The organism is Candidatus Allofournierella excrementavium, assembly GCF_048526665.1.
Classification (GTDB): domain Bacteria; phylum Bacillota; class Clostridia; order Oscillospirales; family Ruminococcaceae; genus Allofournierella_A; species Allofournierella_A excrementavium.
In genome coordinates, this window is sequence record NZ_DBGFPE010000042.1 from 17,461 (window position 1) to 33,901 (window position 16,441).

General features: G+C 60.5%; 19 protein-coding genes and 1 tRNA gene. 7 read left to right on the forward strand and 13 right to left on the reverse strand.

All coding sequences use genetic code 11. From position 1 onward, the window contains the following. Positions 1–39 precede the first annotated feature (39 nt). The 6 genes from ACMI1Q_RS10015 to ACMI1Q_RS10040 all read left to right on the forward strand — a co-directional run bounded on the left by ACMI1Q_RS10015 (position 40) and on the right by ACMI1Q_RS10040 (position 4,088). On the forward strand, positions 40–690 hold the full coding sequence (locus ACMI1Q_RS10015) for a redox-sensing transcriptional repressor Rex (protein WP_419503669.1): 651 nt from the start codon (positions 40–42) through the stop codon (positions 688–690). A gap of 31 nt (positions 691–721) precedes the next feature. Next, positions 722–1,339 carry a thymidine kinase gene (locus tag ACMI1Q_RS10020; protein WP_330058952.1) on the forward strand — a complete coding sequence of 206 codons (618 nt, stop codon included), beginning with the start codon at positions 722–724 and terminating at the stop codon, positions 1,337–1,339. Between the two features lie 135 nt (positions 1,340–1,474). Then, positions 1,475–2,101 (forward strand): TetR/AcrR family transcriptional regulator, encoded by a 627-nt coding sequence (locus ACMI1Q_RS10025; RefSeq protein WP_330058951.1) that lies wholly within the window; start codon positions 1,475–1,477, stop codon positions 2,099–2,101. Positions 2,102–2,250: 149 nt separating this feature from the next. After that, a complete protein-coding gene (locus ACMI1Q_RS10030) occupies positions 2,251–2,736 on the forward strand; it encodes a hypothetical protein (RefSeq protein ID WP_394979001.1) in 486 nt (161 codons plus the stop codon). Between the two features lie 7 nt (positions 2,737–2,743). Next, complete coding sequence (locus ACMI1Q_RS10035; RefSeq protein ID WP_419503670.1) at positions 2,744–2,929, forward strand: hypothetical protein; 186 nt, start codon at positions 2,744–2,746, stop codon at positions 2,927–2,929. Further along, the gene (locus tag ACMI1Q_RS10040; protein WP_419503671.1) at positions 2,916–4,088 is read left to right on the forward strand and encodes a DUF1266 domain-containing protein; all 1,173 of its coding nucleotides are present in this window, start codon (positions 2,916–2,918) and stop codon (positions 4,086–4,088) included. The genes ACMI1Q_RS10035 and ACMI1Q_RS10040 overlap by 14 nt, the downstream gene beginning before the upstream one ends. A gap of 74 nt (positions 4,089–4,162) precedes the next feature. On the opposite strand, the gene ACMI1Q_RS10045 is transcribed toward ACMI1Q_RS10040, so the two are convergent. The 10 genes from ACMI1Q_RS10045 to ACMI1Q_RS10090 all read right to left on the reverse strand — a co-directional run bounded on the left by ACMI1Q_RS10045 (position 4,163) and on the right by ACMI1Q_RS10090 (position 13,891). Beyond that, the gene (locus tag ACMI1Q_RS10045; RefSeq protein ID WP_177521807.1) at positions 4,163–4,771 is read right to left on the reverse strand and encodes a V-type ATP synthase subunit D; all 609 of its coding nucleotides are present in this window, start codon (positions 4,769–4,771) and stop codon (positions 4,163–4,165) included. Positions 4,772–4,796: 25 nt separating this feature from the next. Beyond that, positions 4,797–6,212, reverse strand: coding sequence for a V-type ATP synthase subunit B (locus tag ACMI1Q_RS10050; protein ID WP_177521808.1), 1,416 nt, complete (start codon positions 6,210–6,212; stop codon positions 4,797–4,799). 27 nt (positions 6,213–6,239) lie between these two features. Next, positions 6,240–7,997: a V-type ATP synthase subunit A gene (locus tag ACMI1Q_RS10055; protein ID WP_419503672.1), complete on the reverse strand. Its 1,758-nt coding sequence runs from the start codon at positions 7,995–7,997 to the stop codon at positions 6,240–6,242. A 24-nt stretch (positions 7,998–8,021) separates the two neighbouring features. Next, entirely contained in the window at positions 8,022–8,606 is a 585-nt protein-coding gene (locus ACMI1Q_RS10060) for a V-type ATP synthase subunit E (RefSeq protein WP_417025850.1), read from the reverse strand. 12 nt (positions 8,607–8,618) lie between these two features. Further along, positions 8,619–8,927, reverse strand: coding sequence for a V-type ATP synthase subunit F (locus tag ACMI1Q_RS10065; RefSeq protein ID WP_419503673.1), 309 nt, complete (start codon positions 8,925–8,927; stop codon positions 8,619–8,621). Positions 8,928–8,940: 13 nt separating this feature from the next. After that, on the reverse strand, positions 8,941–9,396 hold the full coding sequence (locus ACMI1Q_RS10070; protein ID WP_417025851.1) for an ATP synthase subunit C: 456 nt from the start codon (positions 9,394–9,396) through the stop codon (positions 8,941–8,943). Positions 9,397–9,491: 95 nt separating this feature from the next. Continuing rightward, positions 9,492–11,471: a V-type ATP synthase subunit I gene (locus tag ACMI1Q_RS10075; protein WP_419503674.1), complete on the reverse strand. Its 1,980-nt coding sequence runs from the start codon at positions 11,469–11,471 to the stop codon at positions 9,492–9,494. A gap of 55 nt (positions 11,472–11,526) precedes the next feature. Further along, a complete protein-coding gene (locus ACMI1Q_RS10080; RefSeq protein ID WP_177521813.1) occupies positions 11,527–12,492 on the reverse strand; it encodes a hypothetical protein in 966 nt (321 codons plus the stop codon). 12 nt (positions 12,493–12,504) lie between these two features. Beyond that, on the reverse strand, positions 12,505–13,563 hold the full coding sequence (locus ACMI1Q_RS10085) for a V0D/AC39 family V-type ATPase subunit (RefSeq protein WP_419503675.1): 1,059 nt from the start codon (positions 13,561–13,563) through the stop codon (positions 12,505–12,507). Position 13,564: 1 nt separating this feature from the next. Further along, positions 13,565–13,891, reverse strand: coding sequence for a hypothetical protein (locus tag ACMI1Q_RS10090; protein WP_177521815.1), 327 nt, complete (start codon positions 13,889–13,891; stop codon positions 13,565–13,567). Between the two features lie 261 nt (positions 13,892–14,152). On the opposite strand from ACMI1Q_RS10090, the gene ACMI1Q_RS10095 reads away from it, so the two are divergent. After that, a tRNA-Ala gene (locus tag ACMI1Q_RS10095) sits at positions 14,153–14,228 on the forward strand. A gap of 145 nt (positions 14,229–14,373) precedes the next feature. Here the strand turns inward: ACMI1Q_RS10095 and ACMI1Q_RS10100 are convergent. From ACMI1Q_RS10100 to ACMI1Q_RS10110, 3 genes are all read right to left on the reverse strand, one after another. Continuing rightward, a complete protein-coding gene (locus ACMI1Q_RS10100; protein ID WP_417025464.1) occupies positions 14,374–14,769 on the reverse strand; it encodes a type II toxin-antitoxin system death-on-curing family toxin in 396 nt (131 codons plus the stop codon). Further along, positions 14,766–15,008: a type II toxin-antitoxin system Phd/YefM family antitoxin gene (locus tag ACMI1Q_RS10105; RefSeq protein ID WP_330057609.1), complete on the reverse strand. Its 243-nt coding sequence runs from the start codon at positions 15,006–15,008 to the stop codon at positions 14,766–14,768. The genes ACMI1Q_RS10100 and ACMI1Q_RS10105 overlap by 4 nt, the downstream gene beginning before the upstream one ends. 121 nt (positions 15,009–15,129) lie before the next feature. Further along, on the reverse strand, positions 15,130–16,437 hold the full coding sequence (locus tag ACMI1Q_RS10110) for an alpha-amylase family glycosyl hydrolase (protein ID WP_419503676.1): 1,308 nt from the start codon (positions 16,435–16,437) through the stop codon (positions 15,130–15,132). Between the last annotated feature and the right edge of the window lie 4 nt (positions 16,438–16,441).

The window sequence follows — 16,441 nt, forward strand, 5'->3', positions numbered from 1 at the left end:
TTGCCTTTTGCAAGCCACGCTTGAAGAATCTGATAAAAGATGGTGAAACGAATGAACAACTCTCAGGGCAAGGTATCACTGCCGGTCATCAAACGGCTGCCGAAGTACTACCGCTACATCGCGCAGCTGCACAAATCCGGCGTGGCGACAATTTCTTCCAGCGAACTGGCCCGCATGATGGGCACCACCGCCAGCCAGGTCCGGCAGGACTTCAACTGCTTCGGCGGCTTCGGGCAGCAGGGCATCGGCTACAATGTGGAAGTGCTGGAAAAAGAGATCGGCCATCTTCTGTTCGGCCACGGCGAAAAGCTGCCCACCATCCTGCTGGGCGCCGGCCGCCTGGGCACCGCCGTGTCCCGCTTTCTGACCACCGACACCAACGGCTACAACCTGCTGGCGGTGTTCGACATCCGTCAGGAACTGGTGGGGCACGATTTGGACGGTGTGCCCATTCATCACATCGACGAACTGGACGAGTTCTGCAAGGCCAACCACCCCACCGTTGCGGTGCTGTGCCTGCCCCGGGAGAGCGCGAAGGAAGTTTCCGGCCAGCTGGTAGAGCTGGGCATCAAGGGCTTCTGGAATTTCAGCCACTATGACCTCTCCGTCGCCTACCCCAACGTCACTGTGGAGAACGCCCACCTGGGCGACAGCCTGATGAGCCTGGGGTACCGGCTGCGCAACAAATAAACACCACAACGAAAGTGAGCGTCCCTCGTTTATGGCTAAACTTTATTACCGCTACGGCGCGATGAACAGCGGCAAAAGCACCGCTCTGATGCAGGTGGCATTCAACTACGAAGAGCGGGGCATGCGGGTGTTCATCCTCAAGCCCAGCATCGACACAAAGGGCGGAGAATGCCTGCTCAGCCGCCTGGGCGTGAGCCGCCCGGTGGACAAGGCCGTCACCCCCGACATGGACGTGTTCGAGCTGGTAAAACAGGAGGCGGCCCGCGGCGACAAGCCCCTGGCCTGCGTGCTCACCGACGAGAGCCAGTTTTTCACCCCCCAGCAGGCGGAACAGCTGTTCATGGTGACCGTGAAGCTGAACATCCCCGTCATCGCCTACGGTCTGCGCACCGACTTCTCCATGCAGGGGTTCCCCGGCTCCACCCGCCTTCTGGAACTGGCCCACGCCATTGAGGAGATGAAGACCATCTGCACCTGCGGGCGCAAAGCCACCTGCAACGGGCGCAAGGTGAACGGCGAATTCGTGTTCGAGGGCGACCAGGTGGCCATCGACCAGGAGAACAACGTGGAATACCAGAGCCTTTGCGCGCAATGCTATTTTGCCGAGCGGGAAAAGTTCTATCAGCGGCATCCCAAAGTCCGCGTTTGACCTGCCTCCAGTTTTGTTGCAGACACCAGCCGGGAACCGAAGTTCCCGGCTGGTTTTTCTTGTGTTTTTTCCGTCCTCATGCTACAATAAAAACAAATCCGCAATTTGTGTTTTTATCATAAGGGAGGTGCCGGCATGCCGAAGGTGGCCTATTCCGAGGCGCAGCGGGAACAGATCCGCAGGGATCTTGTGGCCGTGGGCCTGGAACTGATGACAAAGCAGGGCATCCAGCACACCACGGTGGAGCAGATCTATCAGAAGGTGGGCATCTCCCGTTCCTTTTTCTACACCTTCTTCCCCACCAAGGAGGACCTGGTGGTGGAGATGCTCTATCTCCAGCAGCCCAGGGTGGTGGCGTATGCCCGGCAGCTGCTGGCCGACCCCAAGCTGGACTGGCGGCAGGCCGTCACCAGATTTCTTCGCATCTGCTGCTACGGTGAGCGCAACGGCATCGCGGTGCTCACGGTGGAAGAGCAGCAGAAGATTTTCCACCGCCTGTCTCCCGAGAGCTATCAGTCTTTCCGGGAAAAACAGCAGCGGCTGTTCGGACAGCTGATGGAAATTTTCGGTGTGCGCCCCACTCCCGAGCGCATCAGCCTGTTCACCAATCTCTGTCTTGCGGTGATGGTCATCCAGCGGGCCATCCCCGGCAGCCTTCCCCTGCTTGTCCCCGAGGCGGCGGAGGCCACCATCGATGTGCAGATAAACTCGATCGTGGACTGGCTGGCTTCCCTGCGCGCCCAGGACGCCCAAAACCAATAACTTTGCGGCCCGTTTGGCCCCTTTTGGCGGTGTTTTTCAAACGGGCCATTCTTCAGCTCGCAATAAAGACAAATTCAAGATTTTATCTTTATACAGAATTTTCTCCGTCTTGCGGCGGAGAGATAATAAACACTCAGGAGGATTTTGAAATGGGAATTTTCAGCAAGCTGTTCAAGGGCCCGGAGATCGACATGGAAAAGAGCGCCGCCAACGCCAAAAAGATGCGGGCGCTGTTTGACCATGTGGTGGAGGGCGGCAGTGAATACCGGCTCATTTTCGGCTACACCGAGGATGTGAGCCGCTTCAACTACGGCTTTGTCCACGGCAGCAAGACCAAGATCGGCAATCTCATCGTTGGCTGGAACGAGGCACAGGAAACCATCGTGGTGGTGCCCACCGTGCCTGACCTTTCCGGCTGCGGCGACCCCACTTTCTACCGCCGCGCCGACATTTTGAAGGCCTATCGGAACAAATATCCCACCGACGCTTTTGTCATTTACCCGGACAAGCGGGGCTACATCGCCATCAACGCCTACGACTGGCTGGAGGACGAGAGCCTGTACGTCTATGTGTCCCAGGACGAGGAACTGGCCGCCTTCACCGAGTTCTTTATGAACCGCTTTGCGAAGAAGTGAGGCTGTGATGCCCTGGGACGAGCTTTTCTGGATGTTTGTCCTGCTCACGGTGCTGGCAATTTTCGGGCAGCTGTGGTTCCATTTTGTGGATTCACTGCTGGAGCGGGCAAAGCGCCTGCTGTTCCGCCGCGGGCAGCCGCCGGTCTGGCACACGCTGCCCGGCGAAAAGGAGGATGACGATGGACATCAATGAAATCATGAACCGCGCGAAGGCCGCGCAGGCGCAGGCTCTGGCAAGTCTGCACGAAACGGAGGAAAAAGCCGATGCTCTGGCCAGCTCTTCTTCCCCTGAACCGGCCGCCCCGCCGGAGGAAGCCGCCGCCCGGGAGGCAGAACAGATGGCCGCGAACGCCCGGCGGCAGGTGGAGATCCTCGGGCAGGTGTTCGACGGCCAGACGATGGCACAGATGGCGGCGAATGAGGAACAGCTGCAACAGATGATGGAGCAGCGGGTGGCCGAAGCCGCTTCTGCCAGCACCGAAGCCGTAATGAACCAGCTGTTCGGCGAGGACATGGGCGTGCTGGCCGCCGCACTGGAGACCCTTGCCATGGACAACAACTGTGAAGGAGAAGGCCTTGACGAAGAAGAAGAGACCGATGACGCTCTCTACGCTCTGCTGGACGAGACCATGGCGCGGCTGGAGGCTCTGCCCGAGCCCGCTCCCGTGGAATACGGCAGAGACCCGGCACTTTGGGGCCGGTTCGGCATCCTGCTCTCGGGCATCGTGTCCACCCTCAACGACCACAGCCTGGACGGGCTGGACGTGGAGGAACACATCCCCGTGCTGGAACAGCAGGTCCTGTCGGTGGTGCGCCGCTCCTGGGGCATCGATGGGCGGGGCGGCCTTTTGGAAACTCTCCGCTACCTGAGCCAGGGCGGATACACCGAGCGCTACCGCTTTTACTGTGAGGCGGAAACGCCGGAGGAGCTGATGACCGGCGACGAGGACGAGGACGACCGGGAGGGCGTTGTCCGCGCCTGGGCCTTTGCCCAACACTACAAGGGACGGTACTCCCCTGCCTTCATGGCCGGCTGGGACGTGGGCCGTGCCGCCATGCTGGCCCGCTGGGGCAGCTACCTGGGCTGGATCACCCCGGAAGAGGCCCAGGGCATCCTGTGGGACCTGGCACAGCGGGCCGCCCAGGACCTGGGCGACTGGCGAGAATTCGCCCAGTCCTATCTCTTCGGCGGCCTGATGTGGAAGCTGCTCTGCAACAGTCCCGCGGCAGGATACCTGGGCTATCTGGCCGACGCGGCCACCACCCTTCTGGTGGGCAAGGCCGACGGTTCCGGCGGCCAGTGGCGCGACTTTGCCTGGCCCGCCCGGCGCAGGCTGGGATTCACCCTGTAACATAAAAGCAAACAAAAAGCCCCTTTGCGAAAGTTCCGCAAAGGGGCTTTGCTTTACAGCTTTGCAGCGGCGGCTCAGCCGTCCCGCTGCTTTTTGATGACCTTCAGGCGGGAGAAATCCTCCCGTTCCTTTTCCTCCAGCACCTCGGTGATGTACTTGATGGTGGCGGTAAACTGGGGGATCATGATGTTGTTCAGGGCGTTAGCCCGCTTCTGGGTCTTCTGGATGGCCACAGCCAGGCGGTAGACACTGCTCTCCACCTCGGCCAGCTCCACGGTGAGGCGCTTGACCTCGCAGAATTTCAGATACACATCATCCAACTGGCTGTTGGTGGAATCCAGCCCGTAATAAAGGCCGGGGGCACTCTCCTCCATTTTGACGATGGGCAGCTCCACGCCCATGACGCTGCGATAGTCCAGCTTGAGGCCGGTCTCCACGGGCACCGTCTTGGCGAACTCGCCCACCACGCCAAGGGTGATGTTGGCGCGCTGCAGGGCCTTGTAGGCCGAGGAGTAGGCGGTGGCGATCTCGTCCTGGATGACCGCCGCCCGGTCGATTAGCTGCATCATTTCCCGCACGAGGATGTTCCGCTTGCGGTCCATCAGGTCATAGCCCTGGCTGGCGAGCGCAAGGCTGCGCTTTTGCGCCATCAGGTTCGATTTTGTGGGGAAAACCTGTGCCATACGGCAGCCTCCTCTCTGTTAGAAATCACTTGCTGCCTTTCAGCACCGCAGAGAGGTCCCGATGGGCGGCGTTCACCTGCGGCTTGTAGTAGTGGTCCAGCATGACCTGGTCCACACGGTCCAGCTCCTCGCGGGGCAGCATGGACAGCAGCTCCCAGCCCAGGTCCAGCGTCTCCTCGATGGTGCGGTTGGTGTTGCCCTGGCCCACGAACTTCTGCTCGAAGGCACGGCCGAACTCCATGACCCGCTTGTCGCTGGCGGACAGCTCTTCCTCGCCGATAACGCTGGCCAGAGCCTTGGCATCCTGCACGCGGGCGTAGGTGGCGAAGAGCTGGTTGGCCAGGGGGTTGTGGTCCTCACGGGTATAGCCCGCGCCGATGCCGTCCTTCATCAGACGGGACAGGCTGGGCAGCACGCTCACCGGCGGATAGACGCCGGTGGCGTCCATGCCGCGGTCCAGCACGATCTGGCCCTCGGTGATGTAACCGGTCAGGTCGGGGATGGGGTGAGTGATGTCGTCGCCGGGCATGGTGAGGATGGGGATCTGGGTCACGGAACCCTTGCGGCCCTCGATGATGCCGGCGCGCTCGTACAGAGACGCCAGATCGGAGTAGAGGTAGCCGGGGTAGCCCTTACGGCCGGGGATCTCGCCCTTGGAGGAGGAGAACTCACGCAGAGCCTCGCAGTAGCTGGTCATATCGGTGAGGATGACCAGGATGTTCTTGCCCAGGTCAAAGGCCAGATACTCGGCGATGGTCAGCGCCGCACGGGGGGTGATGATACGCTCGACGATGGGGTCGTTGGCCAGGTTCAGCAGCATGACCACGCGGTCCATGACGTTGGCGGCCTCAAAGCTCTTTTTGAAGTAGTCGGCAACGTCGTTCTTCACGCCCATGGCGGCGAACACGATGGCGAAGTCCTCGCCGTCGGAAACGTCCGCCTGCTTGACGATCTGCACCGCCAGCTCGTTGTGCTTCATACCGGAGCCGGAGAAGATGGGCAGCTTCTGGCCACGGATAAGGGTGGCCAGCGCGTCGATGGAAGAAATGCCGGTGCGGATGTAGTTACGGGGATAGACGCGGCTCACCGGGTTGATGGGAGAGCCGTTCACGTCACGCCGGAACTCGGGATAAATCTCGCCCAGGCCGTCGATGGGGCGGCCCAGGCCGTCCAGGGTGCGGCCCAGGATCTCGGGGCTCAGATCCACCATCATGGGGTGGCCGGACAGGGTGGTGCGGGTGTTGTCCAGCGAGAAGCCGGTGGTGCCTTCAAACACCTGAATGACGCACTTCTCACCCTCGATCATAACGATACGGCCCACGCGCTGGGTGCCGTCGGTGAGCTTCATCACCACCATCTCGTCGTAGGAAGCGTTCTGCACGCCGTCCAGGACCACCAGCGAGCCGTTGATCTGGCTTAAGCCAACATGTTCAAGGATCATATGTCTCTCTTTCGCTCCTTTCCCTTGTTAAGCGCGCAGCAGCTCGCCGATCTTCTGGTCGATCTCGGCGGTGTACTCGTCGAACATTTCCAGCTTGTCGTTGGGGATGTCATACTTCATCTTGACCAGCTTGTCGAACAGGCCCAGACGCAGCAGCTTGCTGATGGGGATCTGACGGGCCACCAGCGCCTGGCTCTTCTCGTAGAGATGCAGGATGACCTTCATCATCTTCAACTGCTTCTCCAGGCTCACATACGTATCCTGGTCATGGAAGAAGTTCTGCTGCAAAAAGCCCACGCGGATGACACGGGCGATCTCGATGACCAGCTTCTGGTCGTCGGGCAGCACGTCAGAACCGATCAGCTTGACGATCTCCATCAGGCTGGTCTCCTGCAGCAGCAGGCTTGCGATCTGCTCGCGGCAGGACAGGAAATCCGGGCCCACATTGTCGTAGTACCAGGGGGCCAGGTCGGTGAGATACTCGGTGTAGCTGGTGTTCCAGTTGATGGCCGGGTAGTGGCGGGCATAGGCCAGGGCCTTGTCCAGCGCCCAGAAGCAGCGGGTGAAACGCTTGGTGTTCTGGGTGACGGGCTCGGAGAAGTCAGCGCCCGGAGGGCTGACAGCGCCGATAACAGTAACGGAGCCCTCTTCCCCGTTCAGGGCGCGCACGTAGCCGGCGCGCTCGTAGAACTCAGCCAGACGGCTGGGCAGGTAGGCGGGATAGCCTTCGTCGGCGGGCATCTCTTCCAGACGGCCGCTGATCTCGCGCAGGGCCTCGGCCCAGCGGCTGGTGGAGTCAGCCATCATGGCGGTGTGATAGCCCATGTCGCGGTAGTACTCCGCCAGGGTGATGCCGGTGTAGATGGACGCCTCACGGGCGGCCACAGGCATGTTGGAAGTGTTGGCGATGAGCACCGTGCGGTCGGTCAGGGGCCGGCCGGTCTTGGGGTCGATCAGTTCGCCGAACTCGGTCAGCGCCTGGGTCATCTCGTTGCCGCGTTCGCCGCAACCGACGTAGATGATGATGTCGGCGTCGCACCATTTGGCCAGCTGATGCTGGGTCATGGTCTTGCCGGTGCCGAAACCGCCGGGGATGGCGGCGGCGCCGCCCTTTGCGATGGGGAACATGGTGTCCACCACGCGCATGCCGGTGATCAGCGGGCGCTGGGCGGGCATGCGGGCCTGCACGGGACGGGGACGGCGGATGGGCCACTTCTGGCACAGGGTCAGCTCCCGCTCGTTGCCGTTTTTATCGGTGATGCGCACAACGGTGTCGTTCACGGTGTAGCTGCCGTTCTCCGCCACCCAGGTCACGGTGCCCTCCACGCCGGGGGCAGCCATGCACTTGTGCAGGATGACCGGGGTCTCGGGGCAGGTGGCGTACACCTGGCCGGGAACGATCTTGTCCCCCACCTTCACGGCCACGGTCACGTCCCACTTGGCGTCGGGGTCAAGGCTGGGAATGTTGCAGCCGCGGGCGATGAAGGGGCCGCTCTCCTTTTCGAGGGCGGGCAGCGGCCGCTGGATGCCGTCGTAGATGTTGCGCAGGATGCCGGGGCCCAGGGTAACGCACAGGGGGCCGCCGGTGGTGGTCACAGGCTCGCCGGGCGCAAGGCCGCTGGTCTCCTCGTAGACCTGAATGGTGGTGAGCTCCTCATCCATACGGATGACTTCGCCCACCAGATGGTCGTTGCCGACATGGACCATTTCCATCATGGAAAGGCCAGTCTTGCCTTTGATGGTGACCACCGGGCCGTTGATGCTGTAAATGAGATTTTGAGCCAATTCGGTTCACCTCGGTTTTAGAAATTAAAGGGCGATGGACATGCCGGAGTTCTGCAGGAACCAGTCTTTCTGGGCTTCCAGCTTCATGTCCAGCGTGTCGTCCGCCTCCACCGCGCCGCTCTTGGCGCGCAGGCCGCCCAGGCGGATGGTGGCGTCGGCGGTCACCTCGCAGCCGGCGGGAACAGCCGACTTGGCAGCCTCCACATCCTGCGGGCGGGCGTAGAACACGGCCTTGTCCGCGTGGAGCAGCGTCAGAAGCGCCTCGGCGCTCTTTTTCAGATAATCGGCATAGTCCGCCTTGGCGGTGAAGGCGGCAAGCTTCTCTTCGCAGGCGTCGAACACCTGCTGGGCGATCTCGCTGCGGCGGGCGGCCAGCTCGGCGCCGGTCTCCACCACGCTGTGAGACAGCTTGCGGTTGGTCTCTTCCTGCAGGCGGACCTTCTCATAATCGCCCATCTGCCGCGCTTTGGCTTCGGCGGCAGTCTTCACTTTTTCCAGCTCGGCGGCGATCTCCTCGTCGATGGACTGGATGATGGCGGTGCGGCGCTTTTCGCCGTCCCGCTGGATGGCTTGCATGAATTTTGCCGCGCGCTCGTTTTCTTCAATCATTTATGCTGCACCTCAAATCTTAACGCCGATGGCTTCGCGCACATAGCGGGTGATGCGGTCACGGCCAAGGGCCGAACCGTGCCGGTCCGGGATGGCCAGCACCAGCAGGCCCTCCTGGTCCTTCTTCGCGTCGTTGACGATCTCGGTGAAATCGTCGGCGATCTTTTCCGTCACCAGGATCATGCCGATGTCCGGCTGAGAGAGGGCCAGTTCAAAGGCGTTGGTCACTTCCTCGGCGGTGTGGGCCACCACGCCTTCGATGCCCGCCAGCCGCATGCCGGTCTGGGTGTCGGTGTTGTCGCTGATCAGAAAGAAACGCATTGCTGCGCCTCCTTTATACCAGTTTGTTCAGGATCAGGATGGAGATAACGACGCCGTACAGAGCGATGGACTCGCCCAGAGCCACGAAGATCAGGCTCTTACCGAAGCTCTTGGGGTCCTCGGAAGCGGCGGCGATAGCGGCAGGAGCGCCGGCGGCAACAGCCATGCCGCCGCCGATGCCGGCAAGACCGGTGACCAGAGCGGCAGCGATCAGGCCCAGGCCCATGCTCTCGTTGCTGGCAGCGCGCTCGGCAGCGGTCATGACAGCGGTGGTGGTCTCGCCCTCAGCGCTTACGGCGAAGGCAAAGCAGGCGGCCAGCAGCAGAACGACCACGAAGGCGGTGATGTTCAGGCTCAGGGTGCGCTTGACGGGCATGCCCTTGGCAGACTGACGAGCCAGATAGGCGGCGAAGCCCATGAGCAGGCTCAGGGGCAGAACGATCAGGCAGATGGTCAGAAAAGTATTCATGGTTAGGTCCTCCAAATCAATTTAATGTCTTGTTGTATTGAAAACAGGCAGTCACGGCGCAAATCTCCGGCGGCCTGTTCTGGCAAAAGGAAGGCTTACTCGGCCTTGTCGGTGATGCTCACGCCCTTGAAGGGGTGGCCGCCGCCCTCATAGCAGCGGCTGAACATCTCGTAGAACTCAAGACGCAGGCCCTGGATGCCGGAGAGCAGGCCCTCCAGCGCGATGATGAGGGCGTTGCCCAGGATCACGACGACGGGGTTCACCGGGTCGCCAGCCAGGCTGAAGATGGCCATCATCATGGCCGCGTGGACGAACACGAAGGCGCCCACACGCAGGAAAGAGACGGTGTTGCTGAAGTAGCTCAGCACGTACTCCAGCAGCTCGAAGATGTTCTGCATGCAGTAGTCCGCCCAGCTTTCGGGCTTCCAGTTGGGGTGATGGTCCACCAGGCCGATCAGGATCTCCTTGAAGAACAGCAGCACCAGGCCGCTGCCGATCAGGGCAAAGGCGACGCTTGAAGGCAGGAAGTGGGGGCCGCTCATGAAATCGCTGACGAAGGAAACGCCGCCGCAGTAGACCAGGATGCCCACCAGGCCGTTGTTGGAGAAGATCGCTTCGCCCCACTGGCCCTTGCGCAGCGCGGCGATGATGTGCAGCGCCATGGCGGCCAGCACCAGCGCCACGCCGATGAAGATGGCGCAGACCAGGATGGGATTGATGGCGGCGGTGTCCAGCACCGAGTGAGGAGTGCCGGGCCAGCTGCTGATGGGCTTGCCGGACATGCCCAGCATCTCATACACCGGGTCCAGCGCTTCCTCAAAGCCGAACACCGAGCCGAACATGAAGCCGAACACCATGCTGGAGATGCCGCAGGGCACGATGAGCCGGGCAAGGGCCATCTTCTTCCACTTCCACAGGATGAAGCCGCCCACGGCCAGCACCGCGCCCTGGCCCAGGTCGCCGAACATGATGCCGAACAGCACCGTGAAGGTGATGGCCACAAAGGCGGTGATGTCCATCTCGCCGTAGCTGGGCAGGCCGTACATGTCCACAAAGAACTCGAAGGGCTTGACAAACCAGGGGTTCTTCAGCTTGGTGGGCGGGGTTGCGTTCTCCACTTCTTCCGGGTCGGAAATGGTCACCCGCATGTGGCGGACCTGCTTGACCTTTTCGGCAAAGGCGTCTGCCTGGGCGGCGGGCACCCAGCCCACCAGGAAGAAATAGTTGTCGCGGTAGGCGGCGTAATGGCGCAGGTCAAAGGCCTGCTCGTGCCATTTCAGCTGCTGGTAGATCTCGCCGCAGGCCTCTTTCTGCTCGGCCCAGCAGCGTGCGATCTCCGCGTCTTTGTCCTCGATCTTCTTCTGGCACTCGCCGATCTCCCCGCCCAGCTGCTTCACGATGGATTCCGGCGTTCCGGAAGCCTCGGGCAGGTGCAGGCGCTCAAAGAACAGGGTGGCAAAGATGCCGTCGATCTCGTCGGCGTTCTGCCGCGGGGTGAAGTAGATGCCCCAGTAGCCGCCCTTGTCCTCGCTGCAGGTGACAAACAGCACGTGGGGGTTTTCGGCGTAAGCCACCATCATGCGGGCGTAGCTGGCTTTGGGCAGAAAGCCGAAGCGCACCTTGATGTATTCGCCCTTGATGATCTCGTCAAAGGGCATGTCCAGACCGGTGAAGTGGCTGAACTGGGTCTTTTTTTCTTCCAGTTCGCTCTTCTGCTTTTCCAGCTCCGCCTTTTCGTTCTGCATCTGAGCCAGCCGCTCGGCCAGGTCCTGGATCTTTTCCTTGTCCTCCGGCTGGATGTCCCGGGCGGTCTGGGCGCTCAGCGCCGGCGCGCTCTCCCCCACCAGCTGGAACAGCTCCTCCATCTTCTGCACATGGGCGGTGTAGGGGTTGTCCTCGCTGAGGGTGATATAGCCCAGGGAGCCGGACATGTGCTGGATCGCCGGTTCGGGGTGGAAGTTGCCATCCAGGCAGCAGTTGTAGATCACGCTGTCCAGATTTTTGAGCAGGCCGTCCACCCGCACCAGTTTCATTTTTTCAATGGCCAATGTATCCTCATCTTCCTTTCGGGTCATACCGACCTTCGATCACGTTGACCGCCGCCGCGCTGGCGGCTTTGGGCGGTCCTCATCACTGCTCGGGGTTCTCCTGCTTCCAGCGGCGCATTGGCAGCACCATGTCCTGGGCGGTGTTCAGCCCGCCCACGCCGGTGCAGCTTTCGGTGAATGCCGGAATGTCCGGCTGCGCCACCCACACGCAGTAGAAGAAGTGCGCGCCACGCACCGCCGCACAGCGGCGGAGCTCAAACAGCCGGGCGAGGCTGCACACCGAGGCATAGATGCCGGCGACCTTCCATTTTTCCTCGTTCCAAAGCCGGGCCATCTGCCCGTTGACCTCGGCGATCTCGCTGTTCAGAAGCTCGATGTTCTTCTGCAGGTTCGCCACGATCTGCTCGGGAGTGCCCGCCGCGCCCGGCAGGCGGATGCGCTCGAAGAACGCCTCGGAGAAGATGCCGTCCACCCGGGCGGCGTCCTTCTGCGGTGCGAAGTAGACGCCCCAGAGGGCCTTGTCATCCTCGCTGCAGGGCACGAACAGGATGTAGGGGTCGGAGGTGAAATCCTTCTGGAGCATCGCATACCCGCGCTTGGGCAGGCGGCCGAAACGGATCTTCACATACTCGCACTGCTGGGTAAGTTCCACCGGAACGTCCAGTGAGGAGAAATGTGCGAAGGACTCGGCGCCCTTCGTGCAGATCTCCAGCTGCTTTTCCAGCAGCTCCCGGTCCTTGCGGTGGGCTTCCAGCCGCTCCTGCAGGCCGGCCAGGTAGTCCTTTGTGCCCTGGGCACGTCCGTCGGCAAGGGTGGGTTCCACTACCGGGATCTCAAAGCCCTTGGCCAGAGCCTCGATCTGCTCCACCATCGGGCCCCAGGGGTTGTCCTCGTTCAGCGCGGCATAGCCCGCGGATGCGCTCATGTGGTCCAGCGCCCGGGCGGGATGCACCCGCTTGCCGTCCACACAGCAGTTTTCGATGAATGCGTCCAGCTTTTCCAGGGGGCCGTCCACCCAGACAAGCTGCATCTTGGGGTCAAAAAACATTGCAGCACCCCCTTAATCGCCCACGCCTACCAGCAGCGTGGCAATATCGTCCGGGGCAAGGCCGTAGCGCACGCCCTCGATGATATGTACGATGTTGGTAAGCTCGTTTTCGGCCAAAAAGATGTAGCAGAACAGCACCACGCTGGGGTTGGTGGAAAAGCGCAGCTTTTTCAGATGCCAGCGGTAGTCGATCTTGCGCACGCCCTCTTCGATGTAATCGAAGCTCGCGCCGTAGAATTCGGAGGCGTAGGGCGTGTTCACCAGCCGGTGGATCACATCCTGGGCATCCTGCGCGTCCATGAGGCTGTCCAGCTGACGCGGGGTCATGTTGGAAACGCTCAGGCTGACCCGCTTCTTGATGAAGGCCCGGTCGGCGTGAAGCACGCTCTTGAGACGGTAGATGTCTGCGATGGCCCGCAGATCGCTCTGCCGGCGCAGCAGATACAGCATCTCGTCTTTGCTCTTGCCCGAAAGTTTGGTGGAAGCGATCTGCTCCACCTGGCTGTTCACGAAGCTGTCCAGCGCCGCTTCCAGTTCCAGCAGGCCGCTGTTCTCCAGCGCGAAGTCCGGGTCGTCGGCAAAGGGCTGCAGCACCTTGGCGTAGGGCGTGCCCTCCAGCGCCAGCACCAGCATCTTGAAGCTGGTGGCCATGGACATGGCATTCAGATTCAGACAGGAATGCTTTTTGATGAAGTCCGGCATGGTGTAGATGGACACATCCCCATCCGGCGCATGGAGCTCCTGAAGGCGGGTGGTGATGGCCTGCACCTCGCTGCGGATGATGAAGTAACGGTAAAAGTCGTGGCCGATGTTCATTTCGTACCTGCACAGAGAAGCATACTGCTCAAACAGATTGAGCCGCAAAAGCGTCTCCAGCTGGGCACGGTGGGTGGTGGCCGGGTTCGCCGCCTGCAGAGCCTCGGAGTAAGAGGTCCGGGTCTTGAGGTAGCTGATCAGGTCCGGCAGATCGCGGCAGTTCAGCAGCTCCTGATAGTTGCGTGCCGTGAGCCGGCGGCCGTACATCGCCCGCGCCTTTGCCAGAATGGCGTTGGACGCCTGGGTGTTGCCCATGTTACTGCCCCCCGCCCAACACCCGGGTCAGGATGGTGTCGACCCAGGCGTCTTTGTTTTTCTGCAGCTGCTGGTCCAGCTGGTCCAGGATCTGCTGTTTGCGCTTTGCCTGGGCGGCCAGCTCGCCTTCGGCGCGGGTCTTCTCGGCCTGGGCGAACTCGTCCACATCACGGCGCATGTCTTCCATGGCCTGCTCTTCCATCTGCTTTGCCTTAGCGGCCTTATCGGCCTGCGCTTTTTGGCGATACTCCTCGGTGGCCTGGGTGCGTGCCCGCTCCTCCTCGTCGATCTTTAAAATGGCGCGCAGCAGTTCATTGGTGCCATTCATAGTTAAACATCTCCTTCCAAAAAACACAGGAACAACGCCTGCCATTGCGGATTGCTGTTTGGCGCTTCTTATACTTATGTATAATACATAAGTGACCGAAGGCCAAATCAGCTTCATTATAAACCTAATTGAAAGGCGAAACAAGTGCTTTGTATTTTTTCGTCAACTTATACATTTCCATTTTCTTTTCAACAACACTTGACAAGAAAATTGTTGTTTGCTATAATAGCGGAGCGGCCTTGAGACGGCGGCACAAAATCTGGGGGTATAGCTCAGCTGGGAGAGCGCTTGAATGGCATTCAAGAGGTCAGCGGTTCGATCCCGCTTATCTCCACCAGAAAGCATCCATCGATAGATGGATGCTTTTTTCTTGTGTTTATGCGGGTTTGCGGGCGGTTCCTGGATTCGGAGCCGCCCCTTTTGCAACGTTAAAACAAAAAATTTCAGGCCTCAGCTTTTTCACAATGCTGAGGCCTGTTTGGTCAGAGCGGGGAGCCCTCCCCTGCCTTATGTTTTATGATCCAGCCCAGAACCTCTTCGTAATCCAGCGTGCCGTCGGCCATGCCGAGGCCCAGAGCGATCAGGTCATCGTCGGAGTATTCCATCGCCACTCCGTTTACGTCCAGGAAAATAAGCAGCGCAAAGGCGCCGATACGCTTGTTTCCGTCCAGGAAGGCATGGTTCTTGGTGAGGGTGACTCCCAGCTTTGCCGCTTTCTCTTCGATGCCGGGATAAAGCTCCTGGCCTCCAAACGTGGCGAAGGGGCCTTGCACAGCGGAATCAAACAGACCTTCATCCCGAAGACCGTCCAGCCCGCCGGTCTCCTGCATCAGGAACCGGTGAAGCTGAAGCACTTTTTGCGCAGATAGCACGATCATTTTGCAAGCTCCTCAAACGCTGCCCGATGATTTTTGAAAATACGGGTGGCGGAGATCCCGATCAGTTCATCGTCTGACAAAAGCAGTCGGGGGTCTGCTTCGATGTCCAGCAAAACATACTTGGGGCGGTTGCCCTTCAAAATCACCGCCTTGCCGCGCTGGTCGGCAATTCGCGTTGCCCGTGAGAAATTTTGGTTGGCCTCGGTCACGGAAATCATTTCGCGGGTGTCAAGCATCATAGAAACATCACCTCCCCTGTATTATACCATCAAATAGGTGGAATTCAACCTATTCACACTGCATATATAAAAGCCGGGCCCGATGTCAGGCCCGGCTTTTTATGTGTAAAGTTATTCTTCTTTACTCAGTCCGCCAGAAGTAAACGCTGTATGGCGCAAGGCGGCTGCCCCCGCCGAAGTCGTGGGGCTCGCCGGTGATGAGGTCGGTGGCACGACCCGCACCGGCGTCAAAATGGGCGGTGTACTCCTCGCCGTCGGCGTTCACCGCAACGATGATCCGCTCGCCCTCCACCGCGCGCTGGAACACGAACTGGCGGTTGGTCAGCGCCAAAGTGCGGTAGTCCCCTTCGCACAGGGCCCGGCTGGAAGCGCGGGCAGCTGCCAGCGCCGCCACCCATTCGGTCAGCTCGTTTTTCTGCGGTCCGTCCAGCGCGGGGCGCAGGGCGGCGTCGCCGTCCCTTTTTCTGCCCGTCTGACCCCACTCGCTGCTGTAATACACCGCAGGCGTGCCGGGCATGCCGAACAGAAGGCCATAGGCCGGGCGGATGTGGGCGGGGTTGGTCAGGATGCTGGCGATGCGTTCCACATCGTGGTTATCCAGAAAGGCCAGCAGATGCTTTCCTTTGTAGAGCGTCCACTGTTCGGGGCCGAACTGCCGGTTCAGGCTGTGGCCGATCTCGAACATGTTCATGCTGTTGAAGCTGGAATAAAGGCCCTTGTAGCATTCGTAGTTGGTCACCGAATGGCAGGCATGATCGTTCATCCAGCGGTTGTAGTCGCCGTGGAGCGTCTCCCCCATCAGCACAAATTCCGGCTTGAGAGAGTCTGTAAAGCCGCGCAGCTTTGCAAGGAAGTCCGGCGACAGACAGTAAGCCACGTCCAGCCGCAGGCCGTCGATGCCATACTCCTCCACCCAGCTTTTCACCGCCGCGAAGAGATGGTCCACCACCGCCGGATTGTTCAGGTTCAGCTTCACCAGCTCGTTGTGGCCTTCCCAGCCTTCGTACCAGAAGCCGTCGTTGTATTCGGTGTTGCCGTCGAAGCTCAGATGGAACCAGTCCTTATAAGGGCTGTCCCATTTCTTTTGCCGCACGTCCTCAAAGGCCCAGAAGCCCCGGCCCACATGGTTGAACACGCCGTCCAGCATCACGCGGATGCCCGCGGCGTGAAAGACGTCGCACACCTTCTTCAAATCCTCATTGGTGCCAAGACGGCAGTCCACCCGGAAGTAATCGCGGGTGTCATAGCCATGCTTGTCGCTTTCGAACACAGGGTTCAGCAGCACACAGGTCATGTTCAATGCCTTGATGTGCTCCACCCAGTCCAGCAATTTCAGAATGCGGTGCTCGCACACGCCGTCGTTATACTCCGGCGCGCCGCACAAACCCAGAGGATAGATCTGATAAACACTTGCCCGGTCAAACCACATAGTC

Coding starts and splice junctions, on each gene's coding strand:
- ACMI1Q_RS10035 (WP_419503670.1), top strand. CDS start 2,744: ATGCCCTGGGACGAGCTTTTCTGGATGTTTGTCCTGCTCACGGTGCTG.
- ACMI1Q_RS10015 (WP_419503669.1), top strand. CDS start 40: ATGGTGAAACGAATGAACAACTCTCAGGGCAAGGTATCACTGCCGGTC.
- ACMI1Q_RS10025 (WP_330058951.1), top strand. CDS start 1,475: ATGCCGAAGGTGGCCTATTCCGAGGCGCAGCGGGAACAGATCCGCAGG.
- ACMI1Q_RS10045 (WP_177521807.1), bottom strand. CDS start 4,771: ATGGCACAGGTTTTCCCCACAAAATCGAACCTGATGGCGCAAAAGCGC.
- ACMI1Q_RS10060 (WP_417025850.1), bottom strand. CDS start 8,606: ATGATTGAAGAAAACGAGCGCGCGGCAAAATTCATGCAAGCCATCCAG.
- ACMI1Q_RS10040 (WP_419503671.1), top strand. CDS start 2,916: ATGGACATCAATGAAATCATGAACCGCGCGAAGGCCGCGCAGGCGCAG.
- ACMI1Q_RS10030 (WP_394979001.1), top strand. CDS start 2,251: ATGGGAATTTTCAGCAAGCTGTTCAAGGGCCCGGAGATCGACATGGAA.
- ACMI1Q_RS10065 (WP_419503673.1), bottom strand. CDS start 8,927: ATGCGTTTCTTTCTGATCAGCGACAACACCGACACCCAGACCGGCATG.
- ACMI1Q_RS10080 (WP_177521813.1), bottom strand. CDS start 12,492: ATGTTTTTTGACCCCAAGATGCAGCTTGTCTGGGTGGACGGCCCCCTG.
- ACMI1Q_RS10100 (WP_417025464.1), bottom strand. CDS start 14,769: ATGATCGTGCTATCTGCGCAAAAAGTGCTTCAGCTTCACCGGTTCCTG.
- ACMI1Q_RS10020 (WP_330058952.1), top strand. CDS start 722: ATGGCTAAACTTTATTACCGCTACGGCGCGATGAACAGCGGCAAAAGC.
- ACMI1Q_RS10070 (WP_417025851.1), bottom strand. CDS start 9,396: ATGAATACTTTTCTGACCATCTGCCTGATCGTTCTGCCCCTGAGCCTG.
- ACMI1Q_RS10075 (WP_419503674.1), bottom strand. CDS start 11,471: ATGACCCGAAAGGAAGATGAGGATACATTGGCCATTGAAAAAATGAAA.
- ACMI1Q_RS10110 (WP_419503676.1), bottom strand. CDS start 16,437: ATGTGGTTTGACCGGGCAAGTGTTTATCAGATCTATCCTCTGGGTTTG.
- ACMI1Q_RS10050 (WP_177521808.1), bottom strand. CDS start 6,212: ATGATCCTTGAACATGTTGGCTTAAGCCAGATCAACGGCTCGCTGGTG.
- ACMI1Q_RS10090 (WP_177521815.1), bottom strand. CDS start 13,891: ATGAATGGCACCAATGAACTGCTGCGCGCCATTTTAAAGATCGACGAG.
- ACMI1Q_RS10105 (WP_330057609.1), bottom strand. CDS start 15,008: ATGATGCTTGACACCCGCGAAATGATTTCCGTGACCGAGGCCAACCAA.
- ACMI1Q_RS10085 (WP_419503675.1), bottom strand. CDS start 13,563: ATGGGCAACACCCAGGCGTCCAACGCCATTCTGGCAAAGGCGCGGGCG.